This window comes from Rhodococcus ruitaii (assembly GCF_055230935.1).
This window is the reverse complement of the sequence record NZ_JBUYWC010000003.1, coordinates 568,430-586,564: the sequence shown is the minus strand read 5'-3', so window position 1 is coordinate 586,564 and position 18,135 is coordinate 568,430. Positions and strand designations below refer to the sequence as shown.

General features: G+C 65.8%; 13 protein-coding genes. 5 read left to right on the top strand and 8 right to left on the bottom strand.

Annotation, left to right across the window (positions count from 1 at the left end; translation table 11 throughout):
* The first annotated feature begins 109 nt into the window (after nt 1-109).
* Nucleotides 110-559, top strand: a complete 450-nt coding sequence (locus ACZI8W_RS05640; protein ID WP_463367502.1) for a hypothetical protein — start codon at nt 110-112, stop codon at nt 557-559.
* 87 nt (nt 560-646) lie between these two features.
* Here the strand turns inward: ACZI8W_RS05640 and ACZI8W_RS05635 are convergent, their stop codons facing one another.
* The 6 genes from ACZI8W_RS05635 to ACZI8W_RS05610 form a co-directional block, all read right to left on the bottom strand.
* Nucleotides 647-2,182, bottom strand: coding sequence for an FAD-binding protein (locus ACZI8W_RS05635; protein WP_463367501.1), 1,536 nt, complete (start codon nt 2,180-2,182; stop codon nt 647-649).
* 116 nt (nt 2,183-2,298) lie between these two features.
* Nucleotides 2,299-2,703 (bottom strand): heat shock protein transcriptional repressor HspR, encoded by a 405-nt coding sequence (locus ACZI8W_RS05630; protein ID WP_463367500.1) that lies wholly within the window; start codon nt 2,701-2,703, stop codon nt 2,299-2,301.
* Nucleotides 2,700-3,875, bottom strand: a complete 1,176-nt coding sequence (dnaJ, locus tag ACZI8W_RS05625; protein WP_463367499.1) for a molecular chaperone DnaJ — start codon at nt 3,873-3,875, stop codon at nt 2,700-2,702. Before dnaJ ends, ACZI8W_RS05630 begins: the two co-directional genes overlap by 4 nt.
* 49 nt (nt 3,876-3,924) lie before the next feature.
* Nucleotides 3,925-4,560, bottom strand: a complete 636-nt coding sequence (gene grpE / locus ACZI8W_RS05620) for a nucleotide exchange factor GrpE (protein ID WP_463367498.1) — start codon at nt 4,558-4,560, stop codon at nt 3,925-3,927.
* Nucleotides 4,557-6,398, bottom strand: a complete 1,842-nt coding sequence (dnaK, locus tag ACZI8W_RS05615) for a molecular chaperone DnaK (protein WP_463367497.1) — start codon at nt 6,396-6,398, stop codon at nt 4,557-4,559. Before dnaK ends, grpE begins: the two co-directional genes overlap by 4 nt.
* Before the next feature lie 457 nt (nt 6,399-6,855).
* Nucleotides 6,856-7,605, bottom strand: a complete 750-nt coding sequence (locus tag ACZI8W_RS05610) for a MerR family transcriptional regulator (protein WP_463367496.1) — start codon at nt 7,603-7,605, stop codon at nt 6,856-6,858.
* Between the two features lie 158 nt (nt 7,606-7,763).
* On the opposite strand from ACZI8W_RS05610, the gene ACZI8W_RS05605 reads away from it, so the two are divergent.
* From ACZI8W_RS05605 to ACZI8W_RS05595, 3 genes are all read left to right on the top strand, one after another.
* Nucleotides 7,764-9,434, top strand: a complete 1,671-nt coding sequence (locus ACZI8W_RS05605; protein WP_463367495.1) for a DUF7159 family protein — start codon at nt 7,764-7,766, stop codon at nt 9,432-9,434.
* Nucleotides 9,435-9,568: 134 nt separating this feature from the next.
* On the top strand, nt 9,569-10,894 hold the full coding sequence (locus tag ACZI8W_RS05600) for a S1 family peptidase (RefSeq protein ID WP_463367494.1): 1,326 nt from the start codon (nt 9,569-9,571) through the stop codon (nt 10,892-10,894).
* Nucleotides 10,895-11,030: 136 nt separating this feature from the next.
* On the top strand, nt 11,031-12,326 hold the full coding sequence (locus ACZI8W_RS05595; RefSeq protein WP_463367493.1) for a S1 family peptidase: 1,296 nt from the start codon (nt 11,031-11,033) through the stop codon (nt 12,324-12,326).
* Between the two features lie 455 nt (nt 12,327-12,781).
* Here ACZI8W_RS05595 and ACZI8W_RS05590 read toward each other — a convergent pair whose 3' ends face one another.
* On the bottom strand, nt 12,782-13,453 hold the full coding sequence (locus ACZI8W_RS05590; RefSeq protein WP_463367492.1) for a DUF8020 domain-containing protein: 672 nt from the start codon (nt 13,451-13,453) through the stop codon (nt 12,782-12,784).
* Between the two features lie 412 nt (nt 13,454-13,865).
* On the opposite strand from ACZI8W_RS05590, the gene ACZI8W_RS05585 reads away from it, so the two are divergent.
* The gene (locus ACZI8W_RS05585) at nt 13,866-17,030 is read left to right on the top strand and encodes a (Fe-S)-binding protein (RefSeq protein ID WP_463367491.1); all 3,165 of its coding nucleotides are present in this window, start codon (nt 13,866-13,868) and stop codon (nt 17,028-17,030) included.
* A 59-nt stretch (nt 17,031-17,089) separates the two neighbouring features.
* Here ACZI8W_RS05585 and ACZI8W_RS05580 read toward each other — a convergent pair whose 3' ends face one another.
* Nucleotides 17,090-18,094 (bottom strand): hypothetical protein, encoded by a 1,005-nt coding sequence (locus ACZI8W_RS05580; protein WP_463367490.1) that lies wholly within the window; start codon nt 18,092-18,094, stop codon nt 17,090-17,092.
* Between the last annotated feature and the right edge of the window lie 41 nt (nt 18,095-18,135).

Genomic DNA, 18,135 nt, shown 5'->3' with positions numbered 1-18,135 from the left:
GGTGGAAACGGGAATGGGAAGGTAATCCCACCGATATCTACTCGTGGGTACACTTTTGGGCGGCCGGCCGGCCATTCGCGGCGGGCACCGAGACACCCGCAGGAGCACAATGAAACTTCGCACCCGCGTCATTGCCGCCGTCGTATTCGCCGCCGCAACGTTCGCGGCCCCGGCCACCGCCGGTGCCGAAGAACTCCCCGACGACGGACCCACCATCACGATGACCGTCACGAACCACACCGACGCTCCCATGATCTACGCCGGGGACAGCAACGAATACGGGCGGTGGGTCGACAAACCTGCAACGGTCATCGCAGCCAACGCGACCGTGACGATCAGCGGCGTCGCGTCGGACCGGCGCGGGTTCGGGCTCCAAGTGTCCTACACGATGCCGGGCGACGCGCACGTGACGTTGATGTCGAACAATTACGGCACCGGTCCCGCCAATGCCGACGGAACGCGGATCGACGGGGGCAACCGGCACGGGTACTCCATCACGTCGCACGTCGAAACGGGCTTCCCGTTCGTGAAGTCGACCTACACGGTCGCTCGTCCCTGACAGAACGGTCACACCCGACACGAGAAGGGGCCGGATGCCGCTCCCTTGGCCAGGGGTGTGGCATCCGGCCCCGCGTTCTCCGCAGGCTCAGCGGGTCGCAGCGTCCTTCACAGCCAGGTGCGCGAACAACGCGCTCGCGCCGATCGGGTTGCCGCCACCGGGGTAGACGGTGCCGCTCGGCGCGGCCATCGTGTTACCCGCCGCATACAGGCCGGCGATCGGAGCGCCCTCGGTGTCCAGGACGCGACCGACGGTGTCCGTCTTCAGCCCGCCCTTGGTGCCGAGGTCGGAGATGCCGAACTGTGCAGCGTGGAACGGGCCCTTCTCGATCGGGACCAGCGCGGAACCGCCACCGGTGAACGCGAGGTCGTAGGGCTCGTCACCGCGGCCGAAATCCTCGTCGACCCCCTTGGCCACGAGCTCGTTGAACCGCGCGACCGTGGCTTCGAGCGCCTCTGCGGGAACACCGATCTGCTCGGCGAGCCCGGCGAGCGTGTCGGCCGTCTTCCACAGCCCCTTCTCGACGTACTCCTCCGTCTCCACCAGCGGCACATTCGTCGCGGCGACCGGCGGCACCACACCACCACGATCGTCGTAGATCATCCAGAACGGCAACGTCAGGTCGCCGGCCTTCATGCGGTCGATGACTTCGCGCCCGAGCCGGTCGTAGGGTGCGTACTCGTTGGTGAAGCGCTTTCCGGCCTGATCGACGAAGATGCCACCGGTGAAGCAGAGCGCGAAGGCCGAGCGGCCGTCCGGGTGGGTCAGTCCCGGCGACCACCATGCCTCACCCATGAGGTCGACATCGGAGCCGACGGCAATGCCTGCCTGGTGCGCCTTACCGAGGTTCGACCACGGCCCCATCGAGTCGCGGGCGACGCCTGGAACACCGTACTTGCTGCGCATCTCGTCGTTCTGATCGAAGCCGCCGGCTGCGAGGACAACGCCCTTGCGGGCGCGGATCCCGCGACGCTCCCCGCCCTTCGACACGATTGCACCGACCACGACGCCGTCCTCGATCACAAGTTCCTCGAGCGCGGTGAGGCGGTGCAGGTTCACGTTCGGGTACTTGCGCAGGGCGATGAGGAACCGGCCGACCAGGGCACGCCCACCGATGAGCGTGTCGGGCAGCGCTTCGCCGTTACGTTCGCGTCCCAGAGGGCCGCGGATGGACTCGTTGAGTTCCGGGTCGTCGGCGACCGGCAGCGGCTTCGGGACGATGTGACGTCCCTCGGCCCGTGCCTTGGGAGCCTTGCCGAAATAGTCGGGCCACGGGTACACCATGAACTCGATGTCGTCGTCGGACTCGAGGTAGTCGATCAGGGGCGCGCCACCGCGGACATAGGCGTCCTGCAGCTCCCGCGGGGTCCGGTCGCCGACAACCGAGTGGTAGTAGGTGAGCGCATCCTCGATGGTGTCGTCGTCACCGGCGCGCGCGAGCACCGCATTGGTCGGAAACCAGACCCCACCGCCACCGGAGTATGCCGTGGTGCCACCGAAGTACTCGGACGCTTCGATGAGGGTGACCGCCAGGCCCTCACGCGCCGCGGTGTACGCGCCGCAGGAACCTCCGGCTCCCGACCCGACGACGAGTACGTCGCATTCTTCCGCCCAATCCACCATGCTTGATGCCTTCCGCTGATCGGTTCTGTGGAACACGCCACAGTGTGCCCGCGCGGACGTCTTCACGGTCGTGGAATTCCGCTGATCGGGAAGGCATCGAGGAGAGACACACCCGCTCAGCTGTCGCGCTTACCCCGTGGCTTCCACACCACCAGCGCATTGCTGCGGGGCATGGGAACAAGATCGCGTCGGGCGGAACGCAAGTGGGCGATCTCCACCGACATCTCCGCGACCCGCTGCTGCAGGGCTTCGACCTGATTGGTCAATTCGATGATCCGCTTGATACCGGAGAGACTGACACCCTCGTCCTGCGACAGCCGCTGGACCTCACGAAGCAGTTCGACGTCGCGCGGCGAGTACCGGCGACCGCCACCGCTGGTGCGGTGCGGGGTCACCAAACCGAGCCGATCGTAATTACGCAGCGTCTGCGCGTGCATCCCCGCGAGTTCGGCCGCGACCGAGATGACGTAGACACGGGCATCCGGGTCGGGCGGATTGCGGAAACCTGGCGTCTCGCTCATCGTGCACCTGCCCATCCTTCACGCGGATCGAATCCACCGGCCTCTTCGGCCTGAAGATATGCAGTCAGCGCCTCGGTCGCCTTGTCGTCGAGGTTCTGCGGGATCGCCACCTTGAGGGTCACCAGCAGATCGCCCGAGCCACCTCCGCGTTTCGCGACCCCACGACCGCGGACCCGCATGACCCGGCCGTCTGCGGTACCCGGCGGAATCTTCAGCCCGACGCGCCCTTCCAGTGTCGGCACGGACACGGTACCGCCCAACACCAGTTCGCCGTAGCTGACAGGGAGCACGAGAGTCAGGTCGTCGCCTTCGCGACCGAACACCTTGTCGGAGCGCACATGCACCGTCACGAACAGGTCGCCCGACGGCGCGCCGCGGAGTCCGGCCTCGCCCTGACCGGCAAGTCGGATCTTCGATCCGTCCTTCACCCCCGCCGGAACGCGGACCGTGATGGTGCGGGTGCGATTCTGCACTCCGGATCCGTGGCAGTCGTGGCACGGGTTGTCGATGATCGAGCCGCTGCCGCGGCAGTCGTCGCACGGTTCCGAGAATCCGAAGGCGCCCTGGTTGCGCGAGACGATGCCACTGCCGTTGCAGTTCGGGCAGACCCGCGGGCTGGTGCCCGGTTCGGCGCCGCTGCCGTGACAGGTGGTGCACGGCGCGGGGCTGGTCATGCGCAACGGAACGGTGACGCCCTGCACGGCATCACGGAAATCGAGGGTGGTTTCGGTCTCGACGTCGCTGCCGCGACGCGGACGCGACCGGGCACCACCGGGGCCCCCACGGTTGAACATGCCGCCGAAGAGATCGCCGAGACCACCGTCGCCGGCTCCTCCTCCGCCGAACAGGTCGCCGAGATCGAAGGTGCTGCCACCGGCGGAGAATCCGCCGCTGCCGGGCTGGAAGCCGCTACCGCCGCCGGGGAAGCCCCCGGAGGCGAACAGGCGGCGGGTCTCGTCGTACTCCTTCTTCTTGGCGGGATCGAGCAGCACACTCTTGGCTTCGGTTACAGCCTTGTAGCGTTCGGCGGCTGCCTCGTCGCCGGGGTTGGCGTCGGGATGCAACTCCCGCGACAGCTTCTTGAACGCCGATTTGATCTCCTCGGCCGATGCGGACGAGGAAACGCCCAGATCCTTGTAGAAGTCCTTCTCGATCCACTCCCGTTGGCTCACTGGGCGCCTCCTCCTTCCACTGATGTTGCTCTAACTCTGCGTGTTGTTCTTACTCTGCGCCGGACTCGTCCGACGACTTGTCCTGCAGTGTGTCCGACGGATCGCCGTCGGTCACGGTCACCATCGCGTGTCGCAGGATCCGCTCGTTGTAGCGGTAGCCCTTGCGCAGGACCGTCCCGAGAACGGGATGGCTTCCGTCGCCTTCCATCTGGACCGCTTCGTGGAGTTCGGGGTCGAAGGGGTCGCCTTCGACGCCGAATCCGGCGAGCCCGAGCGAGTCGAACACCGTGGTCAACTTATCCGACATAGCCTTGAGCGGGCCCGATTCGAGATCTCCGTGGGCACGAGCACGGTCGAGGTCGTCGAGCACGTCGAGGAACTTCGCCGCGACCGTGGCCTTGGCTTCCTCGACCGCTGCAGTGCGCTGGGCATCGGACCGTCGCCGGTAGTTGGCGTACTCGGCCGTGACGCGCTGCAGATCCGCAGTGCGCTCGGCGAGTTCGTCGGATTCCGGCGCCTCCACCGATGCCTCGGTGGCTGCCTCCGCGGCGCCCTCCGAGTCAGGAGCGGGCTCGACCACGTCGCCTTCGAGGGTTTCGGGGTCGCGAACCTCGAAGGTGTCCGGGTCGATCCGTCGCTTGTCGGTGACGGTGACCGGCTCCTGCTCGGGGGTACCCGCAGTCACTTCTTCTCCGTGTCGTTCGGCTCGTCGACAACCTCGGCGTCGACGACGTCGTCTCCGCCGGCTGCTGCGCCGTCACCGGCTGGCGCACCCTCGGCGCCCTGCGCCTCGTAGATGGCCTGGCCGAGAGCCTGCGACTCGGTCGCGAGCTTCTCGACGGCGGCCTTCACCGCAGCGATGTCGGAACCGGCGAGAGCGTCGTTGGCTTCCTTGATGGCAGCCTCGACCTTCTCCTTGACGTCGGCCGGCACCTTCTCCTCGTTGTCCTTGATGAACTTCTCGGTCTGATGCACGAGCGACTCGGCCTGGTTGCGAACCTCGGCCTCCTCGCGACGGGTCTTGTCTTCCTCGGCGTGAGCCTCGGCGTCCTTGACCATCCGGTCGATCTCCTCCTGGGACAGACCGGAGCCGTCCTGGATCTTGATCGTGTTCTCCTTGCCGGTGCCCTTGTCGCGAGCGGTGACGTGCACGATGCCGTTGGCGTCGATGTCGAAGGTCACCTCGATCTGCGGGACACCGCGCGGAGCCGGTGCGATGCCGCCGAGTTCGAAGGAACCGAGCAGCTTGTTGTGCGCCGCGATCTCGCGCTCGCCCTGGAAGACCTGGATCTGCACGGACGGCTGGTTGTCGTCGGCCGTGGTGAAGGTCTCGGACCGCTTGGTCGGGATCGTGGTGTTGCGCTCGATGAGCTTGGTCATCACGCCGCCCTTGGTCTCGATACCCAGCGACAGCGGGGTGACGTCGAGCAGCAGGACGTCCTTGACCTCACCCTTGAGCACGCCGGCCTGCAGGGCAGCACCCACAGCGACGACCTCGTCGGGGTTGACACCCTTGTTGGGTTCGCGGCCACCGGTGAGCTCCTTGACCAGTTCGGTGACGGCGGGCATACGGGTGGAGCCACCGACGAGCACGACGTGGTCGATGTCGCCGACCGCAATGCCTGCGTCCTTGACGACCTGCTGGAACGGTGCGCGGGTGCGCTCGAGGAGATCATTGGTGATCTTCTGGAACTCCGAGCGGGTCAGCTGCTCGTCGAGGAAGAGCGGGTTCTTGTCCGCGTCGACCGTGATGTACGGCAGGTTGATGGACGTCGACTGCGAGCTCGACAGCTCGATCTTCGCCTTCTCGGCAGCCTCACGCAGACGCTGAAGGGCCATCTTGTCCTTCGTCAGGTCGACGCCGTGCTGCGACTTGAACTTGTCGACGAGCCAGCTCACGATGCGCTCGTCCCAGTCGTCGCCACCGAGGTGGTTGTCGCCGGAGGTGGCACGCACCTCGACGACGCCGTCGCCGATCTCGAGGAGGGACACGTCGAACGTGCCGCCACCGAGGTCGAAGACGAGGATGGTCTGTTCCTTCTCGCCCTTGTCGAGCCCGTATGCGAGCGCGGCCGCGGTGGGCTCGTTGACGATGCGCAGGACGTTGAGACCGGCGATGGTGCCGGCTTCCTTCGTCGCCTGACGCTGGGAGTCGTTGAAGTACGCGGGGACCGTGATGACCGCGTCGGTGATGTCCTCGCCCAGGTACGACTCGGCGTCGCGCTTGAGCTTCATCAGCGTGCGAGCGCTGATTTCCTGCGAGGTGTACTTCTTGTCGTCGATCGCGACGTTCCAGTCGGTGCCGATGTGGCGCTTGACCGAGCGGATCGTGCGGTCGACGTTGGTGACCGCCTGGTTCTTGGCGGGCTGACCAACCAGAACTTCGCCGTTCTTGGCGAACGCAACGACCGACGGGGTGGTGCGTGAACCTTCAGCGTTGGCGACGACGACGGGTTCGCCGCCCTCCAGAACGGAGACGACCGAGTTGGTGGTCCCGAGGTCGATACCGACCGCACGAGCCATGATTTCCTCCAAATGCTTTCGAAACGTTCCTTGCTCAACCTGAGCCTGTCCGACTCACACTGAGCGCGGTCGACTCGACTTTGCACCCGCAGCACCCTGCAAGTCAAGCAAGTTGAGTGACATGCGCTCAAGTTGTCTGATGGGTCCAACGGCAGGTACGGACGGAATGTTCCGAATGTGATCCAACTCACTCATTGTCGTCGTCCGCAGGGATCTCATCAGCCACATCTCTGCTGCCGTCCTACACGGATTCGACGTGTGGGACGTCGATCTGACGTGCGTTCACCTCACCCGCGACCGCGCCTCCGGTGGTAGCCGCATCAGCACTCGACGCAGCAGGTAGGGCACGCCGACAGTAGTTACAACGGCAACGGACAGACACAGACCTCCGCCGCAAAGGTTGTATCTGTCCGCTGCTCCGCTTTTACGCCGGCCGGGCTTCTACGTCGGCCGGGTCCTACGCCGACCGAGCCTCGTTCGCCTTCGTGATGAAGTCGATCTGCTCGGGACTCGGCCCGCAGAACTCCTGCTCGATCCGCTCCGCATTCTCGGTGTGCATGCGGTACATGCTGTCGCGCAGGCCCTCGTCGCCACCGTGGAACTGTTCGAGCAGCCCCATCCACTGCGCCGCCATCTCCTGAGCTTCGGGGGACCGCGGATCCATTCCGGCGCTCAGTGCGGCATCCACGCGCGGAATGAGAACCTGCCACGACGTTTCCGCCGCCGCAATCGTCTCGTCACCGAGCAACGCGCGCCGCTCGGCAAGATCGGCCAGCTGGGATTCGCTGAAATACCGTTTCACTGTGTCGTCCACGTCGATCACTCCTCTGATCACTTCGAGGAAGTCGGCGACCGAGGCGTCCGGCGACGTGCGCACTCTCCGGGAGAGCATCTCGACATGCGCACGCAACGTGCGTGTCGCGGTGAGTTGCTCATCCAGATACGTACGGTGCGCATCGAGAATCTCCGACAGCGACAAGTCCCCGTCGGTGACCGCGGCGATGGTCTCGAGCGACAGACCCAGTTGACGCAACGCCAGCACTTCGTAGAGTCGCTGCACATCGTCTGCCTCGTAGAGGCGATGCCCCGACGTCGTCCGTCCCGACGGCCGCACCAGTCCGATGTCGTCCCAGTGATGCAGTGTCCGCACGGTCAGGCCCGTCGCCGAAGCGAGCGGCCCTACCTTCCACGTCTCGGTGGTGCGCATCGTTCACCCACTTCCACCGGCGCTCTCTGCGTCGGCACGATCGACGCTAGGACCTCACGTAACGTGAGGATCAAGCCCGAATTTGCCGGGGTATTCCCGTCGGGCTTACCACAAAATCGGTATTCTTCTGTACATTTCTGCGGAAACCAGGAACGATCGTGTCGCTCGGTCTCCGGGTGCGATGCCGAGAGCCGGCATCGAGACATCTGCTCGAATGGGGGCAACTCGGCATGTCCGTAGGCGTAGGCCTGAGGGTCGGCACCACCGTGTCATCGGTTGCCGTCACGTCCCCCACCCCCGGACGACCCGACCCGGAACCCATCGAACGGCGCACCGCGGTGCATCTGCATTCCGACGGCACCGCCACGCTGGGCGAACACCACCTCGCCGACGGCAACACCAGTTCGTTCACCGATTTCGTCGACCGGCTGGGACGATCCAACGGCGTCCGGGCCAACGACGGCGCCCTGTCTCGCGCAGAAGACCTCGTCGCGACCGCGATGGAATGCCTCATCGCCGACGCCGGGACCATGATCGGCGACGAGAACCACACCGTCGTGGCGTCCCACCCCACCGATTGGCCACCGTCGACAGTCGCGCTGCTCCGCAACGCCCTCGACTATGTGGGCCTGCGACACGTATCCCTCATCTCCGATGCCGAAGCTGCCGCCGCATGGTTCGAATCGCAGGTGTCACACCAGACCGGCAGGCTCGTTGCGGTCTACCACATCGACCCGCACGGATCGACCGTCACGCTCGTCCGCTCGGGTGTGGTCGCGGGTAAGGCGTTCCGCTTCGCCGAAGACGACGCCCCCTCGGTCTCCGTGCAGTTGTCGACGGCACTCGGAGCGTTCGGTTGGCTCGTGACCAATCTCGACGCGATCGTCGTGACTCTGGACGAAACGGTCGACACCAGCGCCGCACAGATCGTCACCCAGTCCATCAAGGCGGGTCTCGGCGTGCGGTGCGCCCTGGCACCCGACCCCCACCAGACGATGGTTCGCGGCGCCGCGCTCGCTGCCGCCGCAGGGTCGGTGGATCTCCTCGGATCCACACAGGTGCTTCCCGCCGCTCGCCCGTCGGGCTCGAAGCGTGCCGACCTGGACCCGGAAACCACGACGGTGATCGCCAAGATCACGCCTACTGCTGCGGTTGCACCTTTAGATTCCGGCAGGGGCGCGGCGTTCGCGAGCACGGCAACGTCCGACAAAACGGGTCCACCCGACACCGCGGATCCGACAGGTCCTGATACCACCACCGACGATCCCGGCAGGAAGCCGAAGATCGGCGTGTGGGCCGCAGCCGCGGCCGTGGCGTTGCTCGTCGGCGTCGGCGTCCTCATCTTCACACTGCGCGATACCTCAACCGCGAACGCGAACCCACCGGCGACGACCACGCCGAGCGCAGTCGTCCCGACGGCCACGCAGCCCCAGCCTCGTTCGACGTCGGCGACCCCCACGACCTCGGAAACCGCCGAGACCCCGACGACCGCCGACGTCGCCGAGGCCGAGTACACCGCGCCCGGGTATGTGCCCACTGTCGTCCCGCAGCCGCAGTACGAGGCAGAGCCCTCGAGCTCCGAGTCGTCGACGACACCGGAGGAGAACACCTCGGCCACCACTGCACCGACGAGTAGCAGCACCGGTTGGTCGCGCCGCAATCCACCGAGGGAGCCGAGCATCGAATCGGGAGGTGGTGGGTCCAGTTCGTCGTCGCCGGCTTCACCGACGCCGACATCTCCCGAAGAACCGGAGGAACCGGAGGACCCCGGAACCACGTCAGCCGCCCCATCATCGTCGACCACAATCACAACCTCCGGGGAGATTTAGCCGGCTCGGTCCATTCGGCCCTTTCAAGATCAATATTCGGTGCCGTACGCTATCCCAGAACTGCCCGGATTCACCTCGCAAAGTTCGCAAAACAGCTGTTCACGTACAAGATCGACCAACTACGAAGGGCCTCCATGCGTCACTCGTCGGCGTCGCGCGCCGCAGTCCGTACCACCATCCGTCGTGCTGCCGTTGTCGCGGCATCAGCGGTGCTGTTGATCGGACCGCTGGCCGCCACCGCGAACGCCGCTCCCGCGGACCACACGCCCGAACTCCCGGCAGAACTCGTCGAGGCCGTACAGCGAGATCTCGGACTCACGCCGGAGCAGTACCTCGATCGCGCAGCCCGCGCCCAGGAACTGAACAGCTACGCGCGCGACTTCCGCGCCGAGCGCCCCTCCGACTTCGCCGGAGCATGGATGAGCACCGACGGGAACCCCGTCGTCGCCGTCACCAACCAGGACGCCGCACGCCAGGCCGAGCAGGACGGCTTCGACGCCACGGTCGCGCCCGTCTCCGCCGACGGCCTCGAGCAGGCCCTTGCAGAACTCAACCGCTGGGTCGCTGCACTGCCACGTGAGGTGTCGTCGCAGGTCAACAACACCTCGATCGATGTGCTCAACAACCAGATCGTCGTCGACATCGTCAACTCGCCCGTCGGCCGCGCACTGAACCTGCCGTCGCTCATCGCGAACATCCAGGTGCAACTGACACCCGGCATGCCGCCCAACGACCCCGCCCCGCTCGGCGGCGACACCTACATCACCGCCGACGGTGATGTGCGCGATACACCGATCGAGCGCATCGGCATCTGTTCGTTCGGGTTCAACGGCGTCGACGCGAACGGCGACCCCGTCAACATCACTGCCGGCCACTGCGACGCCGTGGCCCGCGAGGACGGCGGGTCCACTGTGTACCTGCCCAACCGCGGGAATGTCGACGAGAGCGTGCAGATCGGCTCGTTCACCGATTCGACGGCGGGAACCGACAGCACGCTCGACTACGGCATCATCTCGCTCAACGACGCCGGCGTCGACGCCGGGCTCGACCGCCCGACGGTGCGTGGCGGAAACGGATCGACGCTGACGGTCACCGGTACCGCTCGTCCCGTGGTGGGCGCTCCGGTGTGCAAGTCCGGACAATCGTCGTCGTTCACCTGCGGTGTGGTTGCCGCCGACCGCGTCGAGACGCAGCTCGTATACGCCAACGGCAACGTGAGCACTATTCGCGGCTTCGCGACCACCGCGTGCACTCTCGCGGGCGACAGTGGCGGCGCAATCGTCACGGGCACCCTCGCGCTCGGTGTGATCTCGGGTTCGAACAGTGCCGGCGCACCCAACTGCGTCGAGGCCAACCTCGTGCTCTCCACCACGGGCGGGACGTCGAGCCTCGGAATCGCAGTCGGCGATATCGCAGACGCCACCGGGACCCGCGTGCGCACGGCATCCGCGCCCGCATAGCCACAGAAGTCACACGCGACACACTGGTAGTCGGGCGTCGGACCCGGGTTGCCGGTATCAGCCCATATGATCGTGTCGCCGATCCGCTCCGATCGGCCTCTCCACGCACGCGTGGAGGTCACTGAGAAAGGTATCCATGCGACGCTCCTCCGCACGCCGGGCAGCCGTCCTCGGCTCAGCAGCTGCGCTCCTCATCGGGCCGGCAGCGCTGGTGGCCCACGCCGACCCGGCTCCCGCCCAGACCACGGACCTGCCCGCCGCGCTCGTCGACGCGTTGGATCGAGACCTTCAGATCGGCCCCGAGCGGTTTCTTCAGGACGCCGCACGCAGCCAGGACCTCGCACGCTTCGCGGAGACGGCCCGCGAGCAGTTCGCGGCCGTGTTCGCCGGCGTGTGGCTCGACGACCACGGCACGCCCACCGTCGGGCTCGCAGACGGTGAGGAGTTCGACGAAGCTCGCACTTCCGCCGAGGACGCCGGGTTCGCCGTGCAGCGGACCGAGGACAGCGAGAACGCCCTCAACGACGAATTGAAGGCGCTCAACGACTGGCTCGAGACGCAGCCGCCTGCCATCGCCGATGTGGTTCGCGGGGTCGCCATCGACGTCGTCAACAACGACGTCATCGTGCGCGCCGAGAACGTTGCCGGCTTGGAGCTGCCCGACTTCCTCTCGGGTGTCCGGGTGCTGTTCGCTCCCACCGATCTGACGCCGCAGCCTGCCGCCGACCTGCATCCGGTTGCCGGCACAGCCGCGCCCGACGCCCTGCTCGGGGGCGACGCATACGCATCACTCGGACAGGGAACGGGCCTGCGCTGCTCGCTCGGCTTCAATGCTGAGGACAACCGCGGTCCCGTCAACATCACCGCCGGTCACTGCGACCCGAACCGGGCTCAGGCCGGCACCCAATGGGCATCCGACGTGTACCAGTTGCACGGGGAGGCACTCGGCCAGCATCTCGGCTCGTTCGAGAAGACCAGCCTGGACGACAGCGACTACGCGATCATCCGCCCCACCGATGAGGCCGAGGGCCGGTTCGAGAACAACGGCGTCCGCGTGCCGGGCGCCGCTCCCCTGCCGATCACCGGCACCGCCGATCCCATCGTCGGCACGCCCGTGTGCAAATCAGGTCTGCGCACCGGCTACAGCTGCGGCCTCGTGACCGCGACGAGCCAGAACGTCGAGATCGGCCACCGCGTCCTGCAGAACGGTTTCTCGACCAACCTGTGCGCGCTCCAGGGCGACAGTGGCGGCACGCTCGTCACCGGCACCCTCGCCATGGGCATCTCGAGCGCCTCGAACGTCGGCCAGTACGGCATGTGCGAGATCGCCAGCATCGTCAGCGGCCTGCTGGGCGAATCCCCCGAACTGTTCGCGACGCCGATCAACTCGATCCTCGCCGAGAACCCGGGCCTGACGATCCGCACCGGTTAACCCTCGCGCAAGCGCTCTCGCGTAAGCACCACAGTGCCCGCCTTCCACACGGATGGCGGGCACTGTCATTTCCCCGCCCCACCGTTCCCCCCGCCCCCTTTCCGAGCGAATGAATCGTTCGTCTCGGTCATCGAGCGCAATGGCGCATTCGCTCAGTCGTGGGGTCGGCGAGACGGGAGCGGCGGGGCCGGTGCGGTGTGTCGGTCCGGCACCAAGATCGAAGCGGGATACGCTTCGGAAATCTCGTTCGGCCGCAAAACGAATGATGGCGGGAACGATCCCCCATCGGCGGCAAACAACAGGGAGGTTCTGCAGATGTTCGGATCGGTCACGGGAAGCGCCGATGTGGTTGTGAACGCGATCAACTTCTTGCTTCAACTCCTCTGGTTGAGCTGACGCAGAGAGCGAAAGGCCTCGTCATCCACCGGATGACGAGGCCTTTCTACGCGTGTGTATCAGTTCGCGTACTGCGTGGTTCCCGGAGGTGCAAGCAGCGTCTGGATCAAGCTGACGCCCGCAATGGCGAGTGTCGGACCACCGACAGCGATGGTGCCGATCACCGTACCGATCGGGAAGCCGGCGATGCAGCCGACTCCGGCCGCGGCCAGGCCGATGACGCACCCGAGAATGCCGCCGACAAGACCACCGACGGCAGTCGCAATGCCGAGCTGCGACGCGAAGTTCTGCTGAGCCTTGAGGTTCTCGTCCGGCGAAGCAACGTCGGTCACCTTGAGAGCGACCGGCGTGATGCCCTGGGCAACCTTGTCCTCGGGAGCAACCGGAGTTGCCTGCGAGAGGTCGGCGACCGGGGTAAGCGTGAGAGTCTTGCCGTCCTCGCTGATCTCACGCTCGAACGGCAGCTGAATGTCGCCGAGCTGAACCGCGAGCGGCAGGCTGACGACGGTGTTACCCCCGTCGTCCTGCAGTTCGACATTCTGGCCGTCACCCGAGACCTGGAAGGCACCAGCGTCAATTACGGTGACAACGGACTGGCCGTCGACATGCGACTCGTAGTTGATCTCATCCTGGGCCGCCGGAGCGTCCGGGGCCGCATAGGAGGTTCCGGCCGTGATGCCCATGGCGGCGATGGTCATCGTCGCCACGGCGGCAAGCTTCCTGAGCTTCATGTATTTCCGTTCTGTGACATGGCGCACGTCCTGAGGACGCCCCCAAATTTCCCTGTACGCGTAGGACTTCCGAACCCCCGACGCTCGTTCTATATGTCCGAAAGTCACGTCCGGCACAGAATCATAACCGACCTCACAGCAATTTGTTATCCGGGTAGCGCCTGATAGATGCCGAATCGTGGCCGAAACCGATCGCACGTCACACATTCTGCATGGAGCACTTAGGCCATCCTGGCTCGAAATTGCGAAATGCCCGTCTATACGGTGACTGCCGCACCGGCCCTCACCACCGGAACGCCCGACTACCCACCGGTAGCCCGAGCCTAGTTACCAGCGAGTAACTTAGCGTGCGTTACGATGCGGAGGCTTATACCAGGCGGCGGCTGGCCGCGAGCGACACGAAAGGCCACGTATGAATGCCCTGACGATCACGTTGGGCACGATCGGTGTGCTGCTGAGCATCCCCGCTTGGGGCTCGTTCTTCAACGGGGTGTGGAAGATAGTCAGCGCCATCCGGATCGGTCAGCCCGCTCCGGACAGATGGCGTCCCTTCTTCCCGCGTTTCAAGCAGTTGGTCGTCGAGTTCCTCGCGCACACCCGCATGAGCAAGTTCCGTACCGTCGGCTGGGCCCACTGGCTCGTGATGATCGGCTTCCTGCTCGGTTCCATCGTCGCGATGGAGGCCTACATCCAGACCTTCAACCCCGAAGGTCACTGGCCCCTCATCGGCGGCACCGCGGTCTACCACTTCATCGATGAGCTCCTGGGCATCGGCACGGTGATCGGTGTCTTGGTGCTCATCGCGATCCGCCAGCTCAACCACCCGCGGACCCCCGCACGCATGTCGCGCTTCAGCGGCTCCAATTTCAAGGCCGCCTACTTCGTCGAAGCCGTCGTCCTCATCGAGGGTCTCGGCATGATCCTGGTCAAGGCCGGCAAGATCGCTACCTACGGTCACGCCAACCCGTGGACCGACTTCTTCACGATGAATGTCGCGAAACTGCTGCCTGCCAGCCCCGAAATGGTGTCGGTCTTCGCGTTCCTGAAGCTGATGTCTGCGATGGTCTGGCTGTACGTGGTCGGCCGCAACATCAACTGGGGTGTTGCCTGGCACCGGTTCTCCGCGTTCTTCAACATCTACTTCAAGCGTGAGGACGACGGCGGCGTCGCCCTCGGTGCCGCGAAGCCGATGATGTCGAAGGGGAAGCCCGTCGACATGGAAGACGCAGATCCCGACAACGACACGTTCGGCGCCGGTCGCATCGAGGACTTCTCCTGGAAGGGCTGGCTCGACTTCAGCACCTGCACCGAGTGCGGCCGCTGCCAGTCGCAGTGTCCCGCCTGGAACACCGGCAAGCCACTGTCGCCGAAGTTGCTGATCATGTCGCTGCGCGACCACGGCAACGCGAAGGCCCCGTACCTGCTGGCCGGTGGCCGCACCGATATGGGCGGCGACGAGGTCGGTCTCGTCGACAGTGAAGGCAAGGTCGACGAAGCCGCACTCGCCAAGATCCCCGAGGCAGCGCGCGCCGAAGCGGGGCGCAAGCTCGTCGGCGAATCGGCCGAACTCGTCGAGGCCGGCGAACTCGCCCCCGTCATCGACACCGAGACGCTGTGGAGCTGCACCAGCTGTGGTGCGTGCGTCGAGCAGTGCCCGGTGGACATCGAGCACGTCGACCACATCATCGACATGCGCCGCTACCAGGTGCTCATCGAGTCGGACTTCCCGTCCGAGCTCGCGGGTCTGTTCAAGAACCTCGAGAACAAGGGCAACCCCTGGGGCCAGAACTCCAAGGACCGTCTCAACTGGATAAACGAGATGGACTTCGACATCCCGGTGTTCGGGCAGGATGCCGACAGCTTCGACGGTTACGAGTATCTCTTCTGGGTCGGCTGCGCCGGCGCCTACGAGGACCGTGCCAAGAAGACGACGAAGGCCGTCGCCGAGTTGCTCGCCACCGCCGGTACCAAGTTCATGGTTCTCGGTGCCGACGAGACCTGCACCGGCGACTCCGCTCGCCGCGCGGGCAACGAGTTCCTGTTCCAGCAGCTCGCGCAGCAGAACATCGAGGTCCTCGACGGTGTGTTCGAGGGTGTCGAGCAGAGCAAGCGCAAGATCGTCGTCACCTGCGCGCACTGCTTCAATGCTCTGAACAACGAGTACCCGGAGGTCGGCGGCAACTACGAGGTCGTCCACCACACCCAGCTGCTCAACCGCCTGGTGCGGGCAAAGAAGCTGATTCAGGTCTCGTCGGTCGGTGAAGATGTCACCTACCACGACCCGTGCTTCCTCGGTCGCCACAACAAGGTGTACAACGCTCCGCGTGAGCTCATGGCGGCGTCCGGCGCGAAGCTCGTCGAAATGCCCCGCCACGGCGAGCGGTCCATGTGCTGTGGTGCAGGTGGCGCCCGCATGTGGATGGAAGAGCGAATCGGTAAGCGCATCAACGTCGACCGCGTCGACGAAGCGCTGAGCACCGACCCCAAGAAGATCGCAACCGGCTGCCCGTTCTGCCGCGTCATGCTGACGGACGGTGTCACGGCACGTCAAGAAGAGGGCAAGGGCGAAGGCGTCGAGGTCGTCGACGTCGCGCAACTGATGCTCGAGTCGATCTCTCGCGTCGAGCCGGAGACGCTCTCGGCGAATCTGAAGGTTGTTCAGGAGCCGAAGACTCCGGTCGAGGTCGAGGCTGTTGCCGAAGCTGTCGAAGAAGAGCGGGTCGAGGAGGTTGTGGAGGCAGCTGAAACTCCAGCGGCCCCCAAGACCACGGGTGCTCCGAAGGCCGGCGGACTGCAGATGAAGGGCGGACTCAAGGGCCCCGGCGCCAAGAAGGCAGCCGCTCCCGCGGCGGCTCCGGCCGCTGAAACTGCGGAGGCTCCCAAGGCAAAGCCCGGGGGTCTGCAGATGAAGGGCGGACTCAAGGGGCCGGGCGCCAAGAAGGCGACGGCTCCCGCAGCCGAGGCTGCACCGTCCGAAGCTCCAGCCGTCCCCAAGGCAAAGGCCGGCGGACTGCAGATGAAGGGCGGACTCAAGGGCCCCGGCGCCAAGAAGGCAGCCGCTCCCGCGGCGGCTCCGGCCGCTGAAACTGCGGAGGCTCCCAAGGCAAAGCCCGGGGGTCTGCAGATGAAGGGCGGACTCAAGGGGCCGGGCGCCAAGAAGGCGACGGCTCCCGCAGCCGAGGCTGCACCGTCCGAAGCTCCAGCCGTCCCCAAGGCAAAGCCCGGCGGACTGCAGATGAAGGGCGGACTCAAAGGCCCCGGCGCCAAGAAGGCAGCGGCCCCCGCCGCTTCGGAAGCTGCAGCTCCCGAAGCCGCTGCACCTGCAACCGAGTCGGCACCTCCGACCGCCAAGCCCGGCGGACTGCAGCTCAAGAGCGGACTCAAAGGCCCCGGCGCCAAGAAAGCAGCACCGAAGCCCGCAGCAACGCCTGCACGTGAGGCCGAGGAGCCGGAAGAGGCAGCGCTCGAAGCAGAGGCAGCGCCCGAAGCAGAGGCACCGAAGGAGACCGCGATCCCGAAGGCCAAGCCCGGCGGACTGCAGATCAAGGGTGGCCCCAAGCCTCCCGGCCGCAAGTAGGTAGGCAACGAAGAAGTGAGGCTCGCAACGCCGGTGGTCCGCCACCAGCATTGCGAGCCTCACTCTTGCGTTGCGAGCCTTCTGACTTTGAAGGTTCCCGTCGGACCGCTCCCCCGTTGCGCCAACGCAATTGCACCGCGAATCTTCGCCGCGACCGCACCGGGTGTCTCCACATCGGCCCACGTCCACCGCACCACCACCCACCCCGCGTGCCGTAGCCGATCCTCACGAAGCTTCTCCCGATAGACGACGTCCTCCGCGTCGGTCGTAGCGACACCATCGCGCCGATACTTGATCCGCCCGTCGAACTCGCCTATCACCCCGTGTTGAGGTAGCAGAAAGTCGACGCGTGCCAACCATCGGCCGGCTGCGTCCAACACATCGACCTGTGTAAGAGGAGTGGGTAGTTGCTCCCGCGACATCAACACTCGGCTGCGTGACTCGCCGACACTGTCACTTCGATCGCTCATGCAACGCACCGCTCGCAACGCGCGAGGACGGCCCGGACGGCTACCCATTCGCTCGACAGCATGTTCCAGCCCGCCGATGTCGACAAGCCCCTGACGCAATGACTGGTCGCCGAGCACCACGGCCTGCTCGAACGGCTCCGACACCGAAAGATCGAGGATGGTCCGAGCCACACCCAGGACACGAACCCCATGTTTCGCCCTCAGGTCGCACTCATCCACACGCGCCGCGTGCAGCACCCTCCCGCGCGACCGCTTGCTTCCGCTCGGCCGGCTCCGGGTCAAGTGGACGTCCTCGAGTGATATCCGCCAGGGCCGCAAGCCGTGGAGCACCGCAGCCGACACGTGGCTGAGTGCGGTGTCCGCAGACGCCACCTGCACTACAGCCAGCGAATGAAAAGCATGGCGACCGTAGTCGTCGGCAGCGTCGTAGGTGTCGCGGGGAAGGAAGACTCCGGCAGCCAACCGCACCCATCGGCCGGACGAGACGAGGCCGCGGATCTCCCCCGCTGTATAGCCGAGCGCGAGCGCTTCTCTGCGATGGATGAGTGGTTCGTCTCCCATGCACAACAGCGTCGCGTACTCGTCGGACGACATACCTCGAACGTCTCGTCGCAGCACGAATCTGTGGATGGATC

Excerpts from the sequence above, each read along its gene's own strand:
- ACZI8W_RS05600 (WP_463367494.1), top strand. The coding sequence starts at position 9,569 with ATGCGTCACTCGTCGGCGTCGCGCGCCGCAGTCCGTACCACCATCCGT.
- ACZI8W_RS05610 (WP_463367496.1), bottom strand. The coding sequence starts at position 7,605 with ATGCGCACCACCGAGACGTGGAAGGTAGGGCCGCTCGCTTCGGCGACG.
- ACZI8W_RS05580 (WP_463367490.1), bottom strand. The coding sequence starts at position 18,094 with ATGTCGTCCGACGAGTACGCGACGCTGTTGTGCATGGGAGACGAACCA.
- dnaK (WP_463367497.1), bottom strand. The coding sequence starts at position 6,398 with ATGGCTCGTGCGGTCGGTATCGACCTCGGGACCACCAACTCGGTCGTC.
- ACZI8W_RS05630 (WP_463367500.1), bottom strand. The coding sequence starts at position 2,703 with ATGAGCGAGACGCCAGGTTTCCGCAATCCGCCCGACCCGGATGCCCGT.
- ACZI8W_RS05640 (WP_463367502.1), top strand. The coding sequence starts at position 110 with ATGAAACTTCGCACCCGCGTCATTGCCGCCGTCGTATTCGCCGCCGCA.
- ACZI8W_RS05585 (WP_463367491.1), top strand. The coding sequence starts at position 13,866 with ATGAATGCCCTGACGATCACGTTGGGCACGATCGGTGTGCTGCTGAGC.
- ACZI8W_RS05635 (WP_463367501.1), bottom strand. The coding sequence starts at position 2,182 with ATGGTGGATTGGGCGGAAGAATGCGACGTACTCGTCGTCGGGTCGGGA.
- ACZI8W_RS05590 (WP_463367492.1), bottom strand. The coding sequence starts at position 13,453 with ATGAAGCTCAGGAAGCTTGCCGCCGTGGCGACGATGACCATCGCCGCC.
- ACZI8W_RS05595 (WP_463367493.1), top strand. The coding sequence starts at position 11,031 with ATGCGACGCTCCTCCGCACGCCGGGCAGCCGTCCTCGGCTCAGCAGCT.